The organism is Deinococcus sp. AB2017081, assembly GCF_034440735.1.
Taxonomy (GTDB): Bacteria; Deinococcota; Deinococci; order Deinococcales; family Deinococcaceae; genus Deinococcus; species Deinococcus rufus.
Genome location: NZ_CP140098.1, coordinates 1,288,454 through 1,303,830 on the forward strand (window position 1 = coordinate 1,288,454; position 15,377 = coordinate 1,303,830).

General features: G+C 70.4%; 17 protein-coding genes. 12 read left to right on the plus strand and 5 right to left on the minus strand.

Annotated elements, in window-relative coordinates; all coding sequences use genetic code 11:
• Nucleotides 1-3: 3 nt before the first annotated feature.
• On the plus strand, nucleotides 4-714 hold the full coding sequence (locus tag U2P90_RS06285; RefSeq protein ID WP_322474240.1) for a hypothetical protein: 711 nt from the start codon (nucleotides 4-6) through the stop codon (nucleotides 712-714).
• Here U2P90_RS06285 and U2P90_RS06290 read toward each other — a convergent pair.
• Entirely contained in the window at nucleotides 668-1,279 is a 612-nt protein-coding gene (locus U2P90_RS06290; RefSeq protein WP_322474241.1) for a DedA family protein, read from the minus strand. The genes U2P90_RS06285 and U2P90_RS06290 overlap by 47 nt on opposite strands.
• A gap of 91 nt (nucleotides 1,280-1,370) precedes the next feature.
• Between U2P90_RS06290 and U2P90_RS06295 the strand changes: the two genes are divergently transcribed.
• The 4 genes from U2P90_RS06295 to U2P90_RS06310 all read left to right on the plus strand — a co-directional run bounded on the left by U2P90_RS06295 (nucleotide 1,371) and on the right by U2P90_RS06310 (nucleotide 5,679).
• A complete protein-coding gene (locus tag U2P90_RS06295; protein WP_322474242.1) occupies nucleotides 1,371-2,033 on the plus strand; it encodes an HAD family hydrolase in 663 nt (220 codons plus the stop codon).
• Between the two features lie 11 nt (nucleotides 2,034-2,044).
• On the plus strand, nucleotides 2,045-4,183 hold the full coding sequence (locus U2P90_RS06300; RefSeq protein ID WP_322474243.1) for a GMC family oxidoreductase: 2,139 nt from the start codon (nucleotides 2,045-2,047) through the stop codon (nucleotides 4,181-4,183).
• A gap of 90 nt (nucleotides 4,184-4,273) precedes the next feature.
• The gene (locus U2P90_RS06305; RefSeq protein WP_322474244.1) at nucleotides 4,274-5,290 is read left to right on the plus strand and encodes an aldo/keto reductase; all 1,017 of its coding nucleotides are present in this window, start codon (nucleotides 4,274-4,276) and stop codon (nucleotides 5,288-5,290) included.
• 89 nt (nucleotides 5,291-5,379) lie between these two features.
• Complete coding sequence (locus U2P90_RS06310) at nucleotides 5,380-5,679, plus strand: hypothetical protein (protein ID WP_295815000.1); 300 nt, start codon at nucleotides 5,380-5,382, stop codon at nucleotides 5,677-5,679.
• 179 nt (nucleotides 5,680-5,858) lie between these two features.
• Here the strand turns inward: U2P90_RS06310 and U2P90_RS06315 are convergent, their stop codons facing one another.
• Nucleotides 5,859-6,533 (minus strand): PIG-L deacetylase family protein, encoded by a 675-nt coding sequence (locus U2P90_RS06315; protein WP_322474245.1) that lies wholly within the window; start codon nucleotides 6,531-6,533, stop codon nucleotides 5,859-5,861.
• Nucleotides 6,534-6,612: 79 nt separating this feature from the next.
• Here U2P90_RS06315 and U2P90_RS06320 point away from each other — a divergent pair, with 79 nt between their 5' ends.
• From U2P90_RS06320 to U2P90_RS06345, 6 genes are all read left to right on the plus strand, one after another.
• Nucleotides 6,613-7,620 (plus strand): GNAT family N-acetyltransferase, encoded by a 1,008-nt coding sequence (locus U2P90_RS06320; RefSeq protein WP_322474246.1) that lies wholly within the window; start codon nucleotides 6,613-6,615, stop codon nucleotides 7,618-7,620.
• On the plus strand, nucleotides 7,617-8,594 hold the full coding sequence (locus U2P90_RS06325) for a GNAT family N-acetyltransferase (protein WP_322474247.1): 978 nt from the start codon (nucleotides 7,617-7,619) through the stop codon (nucleotides 8,592-8,594). The genes U2P90_RS06320 and U2P90_RS06325 overlap by 4 nt, the downstream gene beginning before the upstream one ends.
• 100 nt (nucleotides 8,595-8,694) lie before the next feature.
• On the plus strand, nucleotides 8,695-9,693 hold the full coding sequence (locus U2P90_RS06330) for a GNAT family N-acetyltransferase (protein WP_322474248.1): 999 nt from the start codon (nucleotides 8,695-8,697) through the stop codon (nucleotides 9,691-9,693).
• A 1-nt stretch (nucleotide 9,694) separates the two neighbouring features.
• Nucleotides 9,695-10,414, plus strand: coding sequence for an arginase (locus U2P90_RS06335; protein WP_322474249.1), 720 nt, complete (start codon nucleotides 9,695-9,697; stop codon nucleotides 10,412-10,414).
• 33 nt (nucleotides 10,415-10,447) lie between these two features.
• On the plus strand, nucleotides 10,448-10,963 hold the full coding sequence (locus U2P90_RS06340; protein WP_295814984.1) for a hypothetical protein: 516 nt from the start codon (nucleotides 10,448-10,450) through the stop codon (nucleotides 10,961-10,963).
• A gap of 98 nt (nucleotides 10,964-11,061) precedes the next feature.
• The gene (locus U2P90_RS06345) at nucleotides 11,062-11,607 is read left to right on the plus strand and encodes a VUT family protein (protein ID WP_322474250.1); all 546 of its coding nucleotides are present in this window, start codon (nucleotides 11,062-11,064) and stop codon (nucleotides 11,605-11,607) included.
• Nucleotides 11,608-11,610: 3 nt separating this feature from the next.
• On the opposite strand, the gene U2P90_RS06350 is transcribed toward U2P90_RS06345, so the two are convergent.
• A complete protein-coding gene (locus U2P90_RS06350) occupies nucleotides 11,611-12,345 on the minus strand; it encodes a ribonuclease H (protein ID WP_295814978.1) in 735 nt (244 codons plus the stop codon).
• Nucleotides 12,346-12,366: 21 nt separating this feature from the next.
• A complete protein-coding gene (locus tag U2P90_RS06355) occupies nucleotides 12,367-12,567 on the minus strand; it encodes a helix-turn-helix domain-containing protein (RefSeq protein ID WP_295814977.1) in 201 nt (66 codons plus the stop codon).
• A gap of 47 nt (nucleotides 12,568-12,614) precedes the next feature.
• Between U2P90_RS06355 and pyrE the strand changes: the two genes are divergently transcribed.
• Entirely contained in the window at nucleotides 12,615-13,175 is a 561-nt protein-coding gene (pyrE, locus tag U2P90_RS06360) for an orotate phosphoribosyltransferase (RefSeq protein WP_322474251.1), read from the plus strand.
• A 390-nt stretch (nucleotides 13,176-13,565) separates the two neighbouring features.
• On the opposite strand, the gene U2P90_RS06365 is transcribed toward pyrE, so the two are convergent.
• On the minus strand, nucleotides 13,566-15,374 hold the full coding sequence (locus U2P90_RS06365; protein ID WP_322474252.1) for an ABC transporter ATP-binding protein: 1,809 nt from the start codon (nucleotides 15,372-15,374) through the stop codon (nucleotides 13,566-13,568).
• Nucleotides 15,375-15,377 lie beyond the last annotated feature (3 nt).

A 15,377-nucleotide genomic window follows, 5' to 3' on the forward strand; every position in this document is an offset into this window, starting at 1 on the left:
CCCATGACAGGCCATCAGGGAAGCAGCGATCCAGACGTCATGCAGATCGAGGTGCTGACCGACGAGCGCCGCGCCCGCGTGGTCACGGATCGGGTGCAGCTGCGGCGGCTCGCGCCGTTCATGGGGCAGGAGCGCACCGTGTCCCAGGTGGCCGCCCAGCTGGGTCTGGACGTGACGGCCACGTACAAGGCCACCCAGCGCTTCCTGACGCTGGGCCTGCTCCGTGAGACGCGCCGCGAGGCCCGTTCCGGCCGGGCGATCCGCTATTACCGGGCTCCCCAGGCGTATTTCACACCGTTCTCCGTGATGCCCCTGGAGCAGATCGGACAGCTCAACCGCGCGGTGCACCTGGAACGCTTCGAGGGCCAGCTGGCCCGCACCATGCGCCACGGCCTGCACGGCCCGTGGGGCGCCCTGACCCGTGTGCTGCCGTCCGGCGAGCCCTTCTACGACGTGGCCACCGTGGACGGACGCAGCTGGAATCCGCTGGATGACGACTCGCCCGTGGTGCTGTCCGGCTGGAACCTCGTGACGTTGCCATCGGCCGAGGCGCGTGCGCTCCAGCGTGAGATCATGGCGGTAATCCGGCCGTATCTCGGCCGTCGCGGTGAGGGGCGCACCTACCTGCTGGGCGTCTTCCTGACCCCCGACGAGGGCGACAGTGCCCTCAGCCCGGCTGCGCCTGCTCGCGCCGCCGGCGCACGAACCACATGACCGCCGCCACGGCGAGCACCGCCAGGATGACCTTCGACGCCGGCCCCACGTACTGCTCGACCTGCTCGTAGTTGTCGCCCAGCAGGTAGCCGGCCCCGGCCAGCGCGCTGGCCCACAGGCCCGAGCCGATGGCGGAGTACAGCAGGAACTTGGGCAGCGGCATCTCGCTCATGCCGGCCGGCAGGCTCAGCAGGCTGCGGATGCCGGGCACCATCCGACCGAACAGCACGGCCTTGGTGCCGTGGCGGTCGAACCAGTCGTCGGCCTTCTTGATGTCCTTGCCGCTCAGGGTGAGCCACTTGCCGTGCTTGTCGGCCCACTCGACCAGCCGGTCTTCCCCGAAGGCCCGGCCGATGTAGTACAGCGGCAGGGTGCCGACCACGCTGCCCAGCGTGCCCATCAGGATGACCACGATCAGGTTCAGGTCGCCACGGGCGGCAGCGAAGCCTGCCGAGGGCATGATCAGCTCGCTCGGAATGGGCGGAAACAGGTTCTCCAGCACCATCAGCAGCAGAATGCCCACGTAGCCCAGACTGTCCATCAATCCCTGTACCCACTCGACCATGCCTGACAGGGTACGGGCCAGGCATGAGGAGCTGGATGCGGGGGCGTTCACGCGTCCTTCCGGTGAGGAGGGGCGGCTCTAGACTGCCGGCATGACGTTCACTCCGCGCGCTGTGATCTTCGACTTCGACGGCACCATCCTGGACACCGAGAGTCGGGAATTCCTGCACTGGCAAGAGCTGTACCGCACCCACGGCCGCGAGCTGGCCCTCTCGGACTGGCAGCGTGGGATCGGCACGTGGGGGGCCTTCGATCCGTGGGCGGGCCTACCGGACGCCGTACAGGCGGACCGCGAGAACGTGCACGCCCGCCTGCGCGACACACTGCACGCGGATATCGCCGCGCAGGACGTGCGCCCCGGCGTGCGGGCCGTGCTGGAGGGTGTCCGGGCACGCGGCCTGCGCCTGGCCCTGGCGACCAGTTCCGACCGGGCGTGGGTCACGCGCTGGCTGGAGCAGCACGCCCTGCTGCCCCTGTTCGAGGCGCTCGCCACCCGCGATGACGTGACCCGCGTGAAGCCCGATCCCGAGCTGTACGTGCTGGCTGCCCAGCGCCTGGGTGTCCGGGCCGAGGACTGTATTGCGGTCGAGGACTCCTTCAACGGCGCGACGGCTGCCGTGGCCGCCGGGATGCGCGTGGTCGTCGTGCCGAACGACGTGACCCGCACGCAGCCCTTCCCGACCGCGTGGGCCCGCCTGGACGACGGCTACGCGGGCGGCCTGGACGGTCTGCTCGCGGCAGCCCAGGGGCGCTGAGACGCGGGCACATGGAGGCACCTGACATGGGCAACGTCTTCGAGGCTCCCTCTCTGCTGGCCCTGATCGACACGATCCTGCCCGCCGATGAGTTCCCGTCGGGCACGCAGGCGGGCGTGGGTGACTTCCTGCGCGGCGTATTCGGGCGGGAGCTGTGGGAACGCCGCCCCGAGCTGGAGCGCGGCGTGGCCGCCCTGGACGCCGAGGCGAGGGCGCGGCATGGGCAGGACTTTGCGGCCCTGGATGTGGACGCGCAGCACACGCTGGTCGCAGCCCTGCTCTCGGGCGACGGGAACGCGGCCCCGTTCCTGCGCTGGCTCATCGGGCTGTGCATGCAGGGGTTTTACGGCGACCCCGGCAACGGCGGCAACCGGGATGGCGCGGCGTGGCGGATGATCGGCTACCGCCCGCTGCCGGATGGGGTGTCCTGGCCGGAGGTCGAGCACGCAGCCCCAGCGCTGACTGCCTGGGACGACCTTCAGGCGCATTACGACGCGGTCGTGGTCGGTGCGGGGGCGGGCGGCGGCGTGGCCGCGTGCGTCCTGGCCGAGGCCGGGCACCGCGTCTTGCTGGTCGAGCGTGGCGCGTGGCTGGGCACCCACGACCTGCGCGGCGACCACCTGCGCAGCGCCCGCCTGGGCCTGGGCTACGAGCCCGCGACCGGGCCGCCCCTGCACGGCAATCCGCGCGTGGCAGCCGGAGTGGACGGTACAGGCACCGTCGTGCCGCCCAGCGATCCGCGCTGGCTGAACAACGCCATGACCGTGGGCGGCGGCACCCGCGTGTACGGGGCGCAGGCGTGGCGCTTCTCGCCCGAGGACTTCTGCATGGCCAGCACCTACGGCGTGCCGCAGGGCAGCGCCCTGGCCGACTGGCCGATCACCTACGAGGATCTGGAACCCGACTACGACCGCGCCGAGTGGGAGCTGGGCGTGTCTGGCGATCCTACCGGGAACGTCTGCGCGGGGCCGCGCCGGCGCGGGTACCCCATGCCACCGGTGGGCCCGAACGGCACCGTAAGCGTGCTCCAGAAGGGTGCACGGGCGCTGAGCCTGAACACGTCGCCGGTACCGCTGCTGATCAACTCGGTGCCGTACGGCGGGCGCGGGGCGTGCGTGGGCTGCGGGTCCTGCGTGGGCTTCGGGTGCCCCGGCGAGTTCAAGACCGACACCCGCAACACCGTGATTCCACGGGCACTCGCCACCGGACGCTGCGACCTCGTGACTGGCGTGCAGGTGGGGAGGATGACCACGGACAGCGACGGCCGGGTCACGGGCGTGTCGCTGGTGACCTCGGGAGGTGGTGGAACCGTGCGGCGGGAGGTCACGGCCGACCACGTCCTGCTGGGGGCGGGGGCCATCGAGACGGCGCGGCTGCTGCTGAACAGTGCCACGCCGCAGGAACCCGCCGGCCTGGGCAACGCGCACGATCAGGTGGGCCGGAACCTCCAGGGGCACGTGTATGCCGGGGCCTTCGCGGTCTTCGACGAGCCCGTGCAGGACAGCCGGGGGCCGGGGCCGAGCCTCGCCACCAACGACTACCGGCACGGCAACCCCGGCCTTGTCGGCGGAGCCATGCTCGCCAACGACTTCGTGCCCATGCCGCTGTACGTGTACACCATGCTCACCGCGCTGAACCCCGACCTGCCCACGTGGGGCGCGGCGAGCCGGCGGGCCATGCGTGACCTGTACCCGCATCTGGCGCTGGTGTTCGGCCCGGTGCAGGAACTCCCCAACCCCGAGGCCCGCGTGACCGTCGATCCTGAGGTGCTGGATGCCCTGAGCGTGCCGGTCGCCCGGCTGAGCGGCACCATCCATCCCGCAGACCGCGTGACGGCGCAGTTCATCTCCGACCGGGCGGTGGAGTGGCTGCGGGCCAGCGGAGCGCGGGAGGTGATCCCGCTGGTCTTTGCGCCCACGGATGGCCCCAGCGGCGGGCAGCACCAGGCCGGCACGTGCCGCATGGGCGACGACCCGCGCACGTCGGTCACGGACGCCTGGGGACAGGTGTGGGGACACGACAACCTGCACCTCGTGGACGGGTCGCTGCACGTCACCAACGGCGGCGTGAACCCGGTGCTGACGATCCTGGCGCTGGCGTACCGCGTCAGCCGGCATGTTGCGGCGCGGATGACAACGGCGACGGGTTGACGTTCCACCGGAATCCTTAAGGCAACAGCCACCGGGCCCGGCACGTGGCATCATGCGAAACGTTCACATCATCTGTCTCCGGAGGATTTCATGACCACATACCGTCGACTGGGCCGCAGCGGCCTGCACCTGTTTCCCCTGGGCCTGGGCACCATGCAGTTCGGCTGGTCCGCCGACGAGGCCGCGTCCCAGACCATCCTTGACCGCTATCACGAGGTCGGTGGCAACTTCATCGACACGGCCGACATCTACACCATGTGGACGAAGGGCAACCCCGGTGGCATCTCCGAGGAGATCATTGGGCGCTGGATGAAAGACCGGGGCAACCGGGACGATCTCGTGGTGGCGACCAAGGTGCGCGGCGCGATGGGCGAGTTTGGCGTCGAGGGGCGCGGCAGCATCAAACAGCGCGAGGGGCTGTCGCGCCGCTGGATCATGAAGGCCTGCGAGGACAGCCTGCGCCGGCTCCAGACCGACCACATCGACCTGTATCAGGTGCACTGGGTCGACAACCAGACGCCCATCGAGGAGACCCTGTCGGCGCTGACCGATCTGGTGCGCCGGGGCTACGTGCGCTACATCGGCTGTTCCAACTACAGCGCGTGGCGGCTGATGCAGGCCCTGTGGACAAGTGACCGCCGCAACCTGGAGAGCTTCGTGAGCATCCAGCCCGAGTACTCGCTGCTGTCACCCACCCGCGCGAACTTCGAGCGGGAACTCCAGCGCGTGTGCGTCGAGTACGGCCTGGGCGTGGTGCCGTGGAGCCCGCTGGGCGGCGGCCTGCTGACCGGCAAGTACCGCCGGGGCCAGCCCATGCCCGACTCGGTGCGGGCGGGCGAGGCCGGCAAGCGCCTGACCGAGCACAACGACGCCATCATCGGCACGCTGGACACCGTCGCGCAGCGGCACGGGGCGAAACCCGCGCAGGTCGCGCTGGCATGGCTGCTCCAGACCCCGGCCATGACCGCGCCCATCGTCGGCGCGAACAGCGTGGCGCAGCTCGACGACCTGCTGGGTACCCTGACGCTGAACCTCACGCCGGATGACGTGAAGGAGATCGACACGGCCAGCGACTGGGAGCGGGCCCGCACCGAACAGGAGCGCTGAGGCACGCGGCCTGACTTTGGGACGGGGGCCGGTAGAATGGGCGACCATTCCCCCCGTCCCGTCCGGCCGGCGACCTCGCGAGGTTATTCATGTTCAACCTGTTCCGCAAACCATCCCCTGCCAACGCGAACGTGAAGCAGGACGACCAGCAGACCTTCCGCGTGCGCGTTCGCACCCGCCCGCACGGCGACGTGGTCGAGTTCCGCTTCACGAAAAGTGCCCACATCGGCATTGACGACAGCGGCAACCATATCTTCCGCAAGCCCGTGGTGTCGCCTACGCACTTCGACAAGGGCGAACTGATCGTCCAGTTCGACCGCAATTACCGCGTGACCGGCACCCAGGGCGAGAACGTGGACTTCATCCCGGTCAGCGAGTGGGAGGACTAGGAACGGCGTGTGAGTGCCGCGGCGGGCGACACCCGCGCCGCGCGCTCCGTGCGTCCGCCCTGCGGTTCCCTCCCCTCGGTGGGAGGCGAGCCCTGACGGTCGGCTCCCCCTGAGGGAAGCCGACGGGCTGGCACCCCTGCGAGGCGCAGCGCGTCCCACGCCGTCCTGCCGCACTCTTCTCACCCCAGCCCGACCTCGTGGAAGGTCTCGGTCATGATCCGCTGTGGGAACTTGCGGATGAAGTCCACGGTGCTCAGCGCCTGGGTGCGGTGGCACGCGATGGCCTGGAGTTTACGGGTCAGGTACGGCGTCACGTCGTGGCGGGTGTTGGGCTGCAGCCACAGCGAGAGCAGTTCCTCGTTCTCGGGCGGGATGTCGCTGGCGTAGTACCACAGACGGGGACGCTCGCCCTGTGGCAGACGATCCCACGCGGCCTTTGCCAGCCGGTGGGTGGTGACGTGATCCGGGTGGCCGTTGCTGCCGTTGGGTGGGAAGGTCAGCAGGATCTCCGGGCGGTAGGTGGTCAGGGCCCGGTGCGCGACCTCGACCAGTTCCTCGAAGGGCTGATCTTTCAGGTACTTGTCGGGGAAGTGGTGGTGCTCGAACACGCTCCCCTCGTGACGCGTCAGGCCGATGACGTCCAGCGCGGCCGCAAGTTCCACCTCACGCATTCGGGCGAGTTCTTCCGGAGACTCGGCCAGGCCCAGGGTGCGCCCGGCCTCTCCGCGTGTCAGGGTCACCAGGCCGCAGGGCTGACCGGCCTCCAGATGGCGCATCAACGTGCCGGACGCGCCGTAGACCTCGTCGTCGGGGTGGGGCACGATCAGGAGCAGTGTCAGGCGGGGAGTGCTCATGTCCCGGAGGATAGACCCGCCGGCCGCCTAAGCCCACTGGCCGATGCGTGACCTGACACCGGCTTGTCACCATGTCCGCATGACGACCACCACGAACCAGGCGTTCGAGCTGCGCGAGCCCCGCGTGCCGGACGACTACGCGCAGATGGCCGAGGTGCTGACGGTGTGCCATCCCGACTGGCCGGTCAGCGCGGCGGATCTGGAGCGCGAGGACATGTCGCGCGACCCGTCCATGTTCCACACCCGCGTGCTGGCCGAGCAGGGGGGCAAGGTCGTGGGCGTTGCCGGCTTCAGTCACGATGACCGCTCCTTCGAGGAGTGGCGCTACTGGGGCGGCGTGAATGTCCACCCGGATGCCCGCCGGCAGGGCATCGGCGCGGCGCTGTACGACGAGCTGATGCGACGGGCCACGGCACGCGGCGCCCGCGAGCTGCGCGCCGGCAGCAGCGACCAGCCGAACGACGCGGCGGGCCGCGCCTTTCTGGAGAACCGCGGCTTTGTGCAGGCCTGGGAGCGCTACGAGTCCCGGCTCGATACCCGCACCCTGGAACCTGCCCGCCTGGACGCCTTACTGGCGGGCGTGCAGGACAGCGGCGTGCAGCTGAAATCCCTGACCGAACTGGCCGCCGATCCCGATCGTGACCGCAAGCTGTGGGAACTGGACTGGCTGCTGTTCCAGGACGTGCCGATGGGCACGGCATTCACGAAGAAGACCCAGGAGCAGTGGGTGAAGGAGGAACTGGACGATCCGCGCCTGGCGCCGGAACTGTCCTTCGTGGCGGTGCGCCCCGGCGCGGACGATCCCATGACTGGCGACTACGTGGGCTACTCGACGCTGGGCCGCAGCGAGCCCGGGGTGTACTTCATCGGGATGACCGGCGTGCTGCGCCAGGAACGGGGCCGGGGCATCGCCCGGGCGCTGAAGGCCGCCGCCATGCGGGCCCTGCAGGGTGCGGGCGGCGGGGTCATCAAGACCTTCAACGATCCGCCGAACGTGGCCATGCTCGCCATGAACGCGGCGCTGGGCTTCGAGCGCACCGCGACCCGCTACCGCTACGAGCTGACCCTGGACGGTGATCCCACATGACGACCGCGTCCGGTCTGGTCATCCGCGAGACGACGGATGCCGACATTCCTGCCATGGCCCGGATCATGAGCGAGGTCAACCCCGCCCACCAGTGGACGCCGGAGTCCCTGGCGCACGAGATCTCGTTTCTCCAGGCGCATCCGCTGGGCCTGCATCTGGCGCAGTGGATCGTCGAGGAGGCCGGCGAGCCGGTCGCCACGGCGGCTGTCCTGCAATTTGCCGGCATGTACCACCAGGATCGCTACCACGCCGAGATCATGGTGCTGCCGGCCGCCGAACGTCACGGCATCGGCACCCGGCTGGCGGACACGGTGGCGGCCCACCTGCGCGGACGCGGGGCCCGTGAGGTGCTGGCCGGGGCCTATGAGCACCAGCCGCACGCACTGGCCTTTCTGGCCCGGCGCGGCTTCACCGAGGCCATGCGCTTCTACGACAACGTGCTGGAGCTGACGGACTTCGACCTGGGCCAGTGGGCCGGGCACGAGCGCGTGCCGGACGGTGTGCGCGTGCTGTCGTATCCGCAGCTGGAGGCGGAACTCGGCCCGGACGCCGCTCTGCACGCCTTCCATGCCGGTTTTGCCGAGGCCCGCGAGGATGTGCCCCGCACTGGTGACGCGACAGAACTGACCCTGGACGACTTCCGCAAACGCTTCGAGAACCCGGCCCTGTTTCCTGAAGGTCTGCTGCTGGCCGTCACCGACATGGGTGAGGTCGTGGCCGTCTCGGAACTGTGGCGGGCCGACGGCAACGCCACGCGGCTCAACACCGGGCTGACCGGCACCCGCCGGGCGTGGCGGCGCCGGGGGCTGGCACTGGCGCTGAAGCTCGCCGCGATCCGCGTGGCCCTGGCCGCCGGCGTGACCGAGATCTGGACGGGGAACGCCACCACGAACGCGCCCATGCTGGCGATCAACGACCGCCTGGGCTTCCGCCCGCGCCCCGCGTTCGTCGAGATGAAGTGGGGCGGCGTGTGATACGGAATTCAGGTGAGCCGGAGGCGAACCCGAGCGGACGTGCACAGCTGCGAAGCAGAGCGAGCGCGGACACAATACGGAACTGGAGCGATGGAAGGACGTGCCGATCTTCTCACGGCATGTCCTGGAATCGCGTAAGTTCCGTATGATCACGGTGCGGCCGGTGCAGGAGCACGAGTGGGAGGCGGCGGCCCGCGCGTACTCGGCCGCGCACCCGCACGAGCCCGTCAGCGGCACCGACCTGCGCCGACGCCAGGACGAGCAGCGCGGCTGGGGGTATACGGCCGCCACCCTGGTCGCGCTCGACGGCCCGGAGGTCGTCGGTATGGGTGCGTACTTCCAGAATCCCGGTGCGTACCATCCGCGCCGCTTCGTGCTCGATCTGGGCGTGGTTCCGGAGCGGCAGCATCAGGGGGCGGGGGGGGCGCTGTGGGCCGCCATCGAGGCCGATCTGCGGGGGCGCGGCGCGGAGTCCATCCGTGTGCTGGCCCGCGAGGATCACCGCACCGCGCCGGGCTTTCTGACCCGGCGCGGCTTCACGGGGGGCAAGCGCTACTTCACCAGCGCGCTGGACGTGGGGGCCTTCGACCCGGGGCCCTTCGCCACGCTGCGGCCCCGGCTGGAGGCCAGGGGCGTCCGGATCGTCAGCCTGACCGACCTCCGCGCCGCCCGCACACCGGATCTGCCTGCCCGCCTGCACGCCCTGATGAGCGACGTGCGCACGGACGTGCCGCGCAGCGAGCCCGCCACCCCGCTGTCCTTCCAGGTGTTCGACGAGGCCGTGCTGGGTGATCCGGGGCTGCTGCCGGACGCCTATGTGGTCGCTGCACACGGCGACGACTTCATCGGGCAGACCGTGCTGTTCGCGTCGGAGGTCAGCGACGCGCTGTACACCGGCCTCACCGGTGTGACCCGCGCGTGGCGCGGTCAGGGTGTGGCGACCGTGCTCAAGCTCGCGGCCATCGACGTGGCCCGGGCGCACGGCGCCCCCACCATCCGCACCGACAATGCCAGCGACAATGCCCCCATGCTCGCCATCAACGACCGCCTGGGCTTCGTGCGCGACCCCGCCAGCGTCAGCTACCTGAGGGCCTTCTGACATGCTGCTCAGCGTCGACTGGGACGCGTTTTCCGGCACGCGGGAACTGGTGTTCGACGCGCCCATCTGGGGCACGCGTGACCGTCCGCACGACCGGGATGCGGCGTGGTGGACACGCACCCTGCGGCGCGGCGGGACGGCGTGGGACGCGCTGGACGCCGACTACCCGCTGTATCCGGGCTGGGAGACCATCGCGCAGTACGCGGGCGTCCCAGCGTATGTCGCCCTGAGCCATGCCGACGCCTGGGCGTGGCTGGAGCAGTATCCCGGCCACGACGTCCTGAACGTCGATTCGCACCACGACCTCGCCAGCCTGAGTGGCGATCCGCGCCGCGTGCGGCCCGGCAACTGGGCGGGGCTGGGCCTGTCGGCCGGGCTGATCCGCACCTATACCTGCGCGTATCCCGCGTGGCACGCGCATCTGCCCGTCGCGGAGGGCTTCGACCTGCCACGAACCCGCACGGAACTCGGAGCGCTGCTGCCGGCCGACGTGCAGGCCCGCACCACCCTGCGTCGCCAGCCGGAGGCGCAGGGCGTGTGGCCGGACGCGGCCCAGGTCACATCCCTGCTGCTCGTGCAGTCCCCCGCGTGGACGAGCCCCGCGCATGACGACACCTTCATGCAGGTGGTGAGGGGGGTGGAGGCCACCCCACTGTCTGAGCCCCTGGGCCGGCCCCGTCCCTGTACCGTGGGTCATGGTGAGGTTTACACTCAGACGTAACCCCTTTCGTTACCCCCGCCAGGAGGCCCCGACGTGACCACGCCCAGCGCAGCCCACGCCCTTCCCGTCGCCTTTCAGGTGGGCGTGTTCGCGCTTGTTCAGCACCAGAACACCTACCTGATCGTCCGGCACCACCGGCCCCTGCTGCCGGGCGGCGGCCAGAGCCTGCCCGGCCTGATGCTGGAGGTGCCGGCAGGCAGCAACATCATCGAGATGCATCTGCGCCGGGCGCTGCTGTCGCAGGTGGGGATCGCGGTCAGTGACCTCCGGCTGGTGGGATCGCATGCCGGGCGGGGTGTGCAGAGCGGCAACGGGGAGGCCCGCCTGAACCTGATCTTCGGTACACAGTACTGCTCGGGCATCCTGAATCCCCAGCCCGACACGATCATGAACGCCGAGTGGCTCCCCAGCCACGAATTCGGCGAGTACAGCGGCGCGCCCGAGTGGCTGCAGTCGGCCGTGCGCGAGTTCGAGACCGTCATCCTGCCGCCGGCCACACGCCCGGCTGGTACGGCCAGGACGTCATTCTTCCGCCGACGCCAGGGCTGAACCGGGCGTGCCCCGCCCCCACCGCGCGGTGGGGGCGCTCTGCTACCCTCTGGGGTGGCCCGTGACCTGTGCTGTCACGTCGGCCCGGAGGACGTGCCATGACCACCTCGCCCGCCCGGGGCCATCCTGCCCTGCTGATCGCGCTGTACGCGCTGAGCATCCTGCTCGCGAACCTGACCCTGAACCGCTTCATCCCACTGCCGGTGTACGGTCTGCTGAGCGTGGGCACGATCTTCTTCGCGGCCGTGTTCACGCTGCGCGACCGCATCCACCGCGCGGGTGGCCTGAACGCCGTGTATATCGCCATTGCTGTGGCGCTGGCCGTGAATACGGTGGCGGCCCTGCTGACCGGCACCCCGTGGCGCTTCATCGGCGCGAGCTTCCTGGCGATTCTGGTCGGCGAGCTCGCCGACACCGCCGTGTACCAGCGCCTGATCCAGCGCTCGTGGTGGACCCGGGTGCTCGCCAGCAACGCCGTGAGCGTGCCGCTGGACAGCGTGCTCTTTAATCTGCTGGCCTTTGCCGGCGACATGCCCGGTGGCCAGATCGCGCAGATCATCTATGCAGACATCGTCGCCAAGTTCGTGATCGCCGCGCTGTTCGCCCTGCGCGTGCGGCACACCCTGCGCGCCGCCCAGCCGTAGCGGTCACGACGCCAGGAACTCCACCTGCACGCCGCTCTGGTCGGCCACCTGCCGCGCCTCGCGCAGCTGGGACTGGGCCTCCACCCGTAGCGCCCGCTCCGGCCGCCGCCACAGCGCCTGGGCCACGCGGCTGGCGCGACGCACCACCAGCGCCTCGCCGGGTTGCGCCAGCCCCACCGCCGCCAGCAGCGCCTGCGCGCTCGGCGGCACCTCCGAGGTGGGATCGAGCGGTACCAGCGCCGTGACCCGTTCCCCGGCGCGGCGCAGGCTCACCCGCGCCTCGGGCCAGCCGGGGCGGTGCTCGATCAGCACGTCTGCCTGCACCCCGGGCGGCCCGCCGCCCACGCCCCGCCGCGCTCCGTTCGCCAGCTCGTGCGCCGAGAGCATGTGGCGGCGGGTTCGCGGCGCGTACACCACCCGCAGGGTCACCGCCCGCTCCTGCGCGTCGTCCATGACCTCCCGCGCGGCCTCGTGCAGCAGCTCCGGCCCCCGTCCTCGTCCCACCGACGCGATCACGGCCTCGTTGTCGGTGTGAACCGTCAGCGCCTCGCCCGGCGGCGCCAGCCGCACCGCCTCCAGCACTGCCCGCACCTCGGCCAGGTTGTTGTCCGGCGAGTCGAGCTGGCCCTGAAAGCGGGCCGGCAGCGCGCCCGGCGTGATCAGTACCAGCCCCCAGCCGCCCACGCCGCTGCCGTCGGGCAGTTCGTGCCAGCTCGCATCCACGAACGCGTGGTTCACGACATCACCTCCCAGCGCTTCCTACAGCGTGATGTCCAGCCGACGTTCCAGCACGGCCCGCGCCTTCGGGTGCAGGCTGCGCGGATCGTACTCCCCGCGTTCGAGCATCTGGAGGAGCGCCGCGTCCAGCCCCGCCTCGGCCGCCAGTTCCTCCACCCCGATGCCCAGCAGCTGCCGACGCACCCGCACCACCACTGCCCCCGGAAACGGCACCGACTCCATACCCCACCATGCCACGGCCCGCCGCTGCAGAATGAGATACTCCCCTCATGGACGTCCTCAAGCTCTACCAGGAAGCCGGCGCGTATCACGAGGGGCACTTCCTGCTCGCCAGCGGGCGGCACAGCCCCAAGTTCCTGCAGTCCACCACCCTGCTCCAGTACCCACACCTGACCGGTCAGGTCGGGGAGGCCCTGGCGCAAACGATCACGGATGCCGGCCTGAGCGCCGATTTCGTCATCGGCCCGGCCATGGGCGGCGTCGTCCTGGCCTACGAGGTCGGCCGCCACCTGAACACCCGCGCCATCTTTGCCGAGAAGGACGGCCAGGGCGGCATGAAGATCCGCGAGGCCTTCAGCATCGGGGAAGGGGAGACCTTCATCGCCGTCGAGGACGTGCTGACCACCGGGGGCAGCGTCCTGAAAGCCGTCCTGGCCGCCGAGAAGGCCGGCGGGCAGTGCGCCGCCATCGCGTGCATCGTCGACCGGCGGGCACAGGACGGGCCGCTGGGGGGGTATCCGCTGGTGTCGCTGACGCGGCTGGTGTTCGATACGTATCCTCCCGATGCCGTGCCGGCGTGGCTGGCGGAGATTCCGTTGCAGGAAATCTGACCTGATGGCCCTACCCCCTCTGCCCGCCGGCAGGGGGGCTGGGCACGTGGTCGCCAGGTTGACTGGCTGGCCTGTGCGGCGGTTTCGTTGGCGTGGGGCGATGGATCTGCTCCCTGGTTCATGCCGTCCGCAACCGTGAGCTGCGCTCCCGATGGCATTCGGTCAGGGGCAGGGGAGGGCGCTTCGGCGTTTCATGCCCTTCCCCCTTGCGACGCTTGATGTGAAATAGAAAGTCCGCCGTGCCATCGGTGCCTTCAGCTCCCTCCCTCCTCGTGGGAGAGGGTTGGGGAGGGGGTGGCGGATGGAGCCCGCCCGCTGCGTGTCTGAGGTAACAGTCGGATCAATCCGCCTTGCCCAGTCCTTACATCTCTGCTGGTGGAACCGCCAGCCTCACACCACCTCCTCCGCCCACAGCGCCCGCATCTCGGCGCTGCGTTCCAGCAGTTCCTCCAGCGTGCCCTCGTCCACGATCCGGCCGTGCTGCATGAGCAGGATGCGGTCGGCGCGGGTCAGGGCGGCGCGGCGGTGTGACACGACCAGGCACGTGGCGTCGGTCTCGGTGAACAGGCCGTCCCACAGCTGGGCCTCGGTGCGGGCGTCCAGGGCGCTCGACACGTCGTCGAAGACCAGCAGGTCGGCGTCCCGCGCCAACATGCGGGCGACCGCCGTGCGCTGCACCTGCCCGCCGGACAGCTTGACGCCGCGTGCCCCCACGGGCGTGTCCAGGCCCTGCGGGAGCTGGTTCAGGTCGGGTTCCAGCACGGCCAGCCGGACGGCGCGGCCCAGGCGATGTTCATCGCTGCCGCTCAGGACGTTCTCGCGCAGGGTGTCGCTGAACAGGCCCGGCAGCTGAGCGGTGTAGGCGCTGCGCGGCGGCACGAGGAAGGTCGCCGGATCGTCCACGCGCTGGCCGTTCCACTGCACGCTGCCGCCCTGGCTCGGGATCAGGCCCAGCAGCGCCCGCAGCAGGGTGCTCTTGCCGCTGCCGATGCGCCCGGTGACGACCACGAACTCGCCACGCCGGACGGTAAAGGTGGCGTCCGTGACCCCCAGGCCGCTGGGATGCGTGGCGGTCAGGCCCTGCACGCGCAGTTGCTCCAGCGGCAGAGCGGGCGGGGCGGCGGGGGGCGCGGTGGGCTCGCGGGTCAGGAAGGCGTCGTGGTGCTCGACGATCGTCGTGTCCGGCGCGTCCTGAAGCAGGCGGGTCATACGCTCGTAGCTCACGCCGGTGCGGCGGTGGCGGGCGATCGCGTCGCCGAAGAAGCCCATGCTCCCGGTCAGGCGCGGCAGCAGGCCGATGAAGAGCACGAAGTCGGCGACGTCCAGCGCCCCGCCGCGCACCTTGTTCGCGCCCAGCAGCAGCACCAGCCCCACGGCGAGATTCACCATGTTGGTGTTCACGCCCCGGATCAGTTCGGTCAGCAGGACGTCGCGCAGGGCGGCGTGGCGGCGGGTTTCACCGAGGGTCTTCAGATGCGCGACCATGCCGTCCTCGCGGGCGGCGAGTTTCACGGCGCTCACGGCGTTGAAGGTCTCACCGATGAAGTCGGTCACGCGGGCGGTCGCCTCGCGCATGCGGCGGCGGTACGTGCGGATGGTGGGCGAGAGGCGCTGCACGAAGGCGACCATCAGCAGCAGCGGGGCGCATACCAGCAGCGTGATCAGCGGATCGACCTGCGCCATCAGCGTGATCGCCACGGCCGAGTACAGCACGAAGCCCGCGCCGTCCACCCACACCTCGGTGTACCCCGCCACGTCGTCCACGTCGTCGCGGAAGCGGCTGACCGCCTCGGCGGGGGTGTCGGGCAGGCGGCGGGATTTTGGCGCGGTCAGCAGGTAGCCCATCAGGTTGCGGCGCACCAGGGCGTCCAGCGTGTACCACAGCTCGATCCACGCCCGGAAGCCGCCGTAGAAGATGCCGATGCGGCTCGTCCGCACCAGCGCGAACCACCCGACCGCGACCCACGCGGCGGCGATGGCCGGGTCGAGCGGCTGCCCGGCGACCTTCAGCGCCTCGGCGTTCTCCAGCCCCTGAAACAGCCGGCTCACCGCCAGTGTCAGCAGCGCGGGCGAGGCGTGGATCATGCTCCACATCAGCAGGTTGAAGGCGAACAGGCCCGGTTTATAGACGAACAGACGTTTCGACAGCGCGAAGGTGCGCTCGCGGGTCGCGTGGGGGGCGGGTGAGGTGGTCGTCATGCG

Bases quoted from the DNA above. Each gene is read 5' to 3' on its own strand.
- U2P90_RS06285 (WP_322474240.1), top strand. From the start codon at position 4: ATGACAGGCCATCAGGGAAGCAGCGATCCAGACGTCATGCAGATCGAG.
- U2P90_RS06290 (WP_322474241.1), bottom strand. From the start codon at position 1,279: ATGGTCGAGTGGGTACAGGGATTGATGGACAGTCTGGGCTACGTGGGC.
- U2P90_RS06295 (WP_322474242.1), top strand. From the start codon at position 1,371: ATGACGTTCACTCCGCGCGCTGTGATCTTCGACTTCGACGGCACCATC.
- U2P90_RS06300 (WP_322474243.1), top strand. From the start codon at position 2,045: ATGGAGGCACCTGACATGGGCAACGTCTTCGAGGCTCCCTCTCTGCTG.
- U2P90_RS06305 (WP_322474244.1), top strand. From the start codon at position 4,274: ATGACCACATACCGTCGACTGGGCCGCAGCGGCCTGCACCTGTTTCCC.
- U2P90_RS06310 (WP_295815000.1), top strand. From the start codon at position 5,380: ATGTTCAACCTGTTCCGCAAACCATCCCCTGCCAACGCGAACGTGAAG.
- U2P90_RS06315 (WP_322474245.1), bottom strand. From the start codon at position 6,533: ATGAGCACTCCCCGCCTGACACTGCTCCTGATCGTGCCCCACCCCGAC.
- U2P90_RS06320 (WP_322474246.1), top strand. From the start codon at position 6,613: ATGACGACCACCACGAACCAGGCGTTCGAGCTGCGCGAGCCCCGCGTG.
- U2P90_RS06325 (WP_322474247.1), top strand. From the start codon at position 7,617: ATGACGACCGCGTCCGGTCTGGTCATCCGCGAGACGACGGATGCCGAC.
- U2P90_RS06335 (WP_322474249.1), top strand. From the start codon at position 9,695: ATGCTGCTCAGCGTCGACTGGGACGCGTTTTCCGGCACGCGGGAACTG.
- U2P90_RS06345 (WP_322474250.1), top strand. From the start codon at position 11,062: ATGACCACCTCGCCCGCCCGGGGCCATCCTGCCCTGCTGATCGCGCTG.
- U2P90_RS06355 (WP_295814977.1), bottom strand. From the start codon at position 12,567: ATGGAGTCGGTGCCGTTTCCGGGGGCAGTGGTGGTGCGGGTGCGTCGG.
- pyrE (WP_322474251.1), top strand. From the start codon at position 12,615: ATGGACGTCCTCAAGCTCTACCAGGAAGCCGGCGCGTATCACGAGGGG.
- U2P90_RS06365 (WP_322474252.1), bottom strand. From the start codon at position 15,374: ATGACGACCACCTCACCCGCCCCCCACGCGACCCGCGAGCGCACCTTC.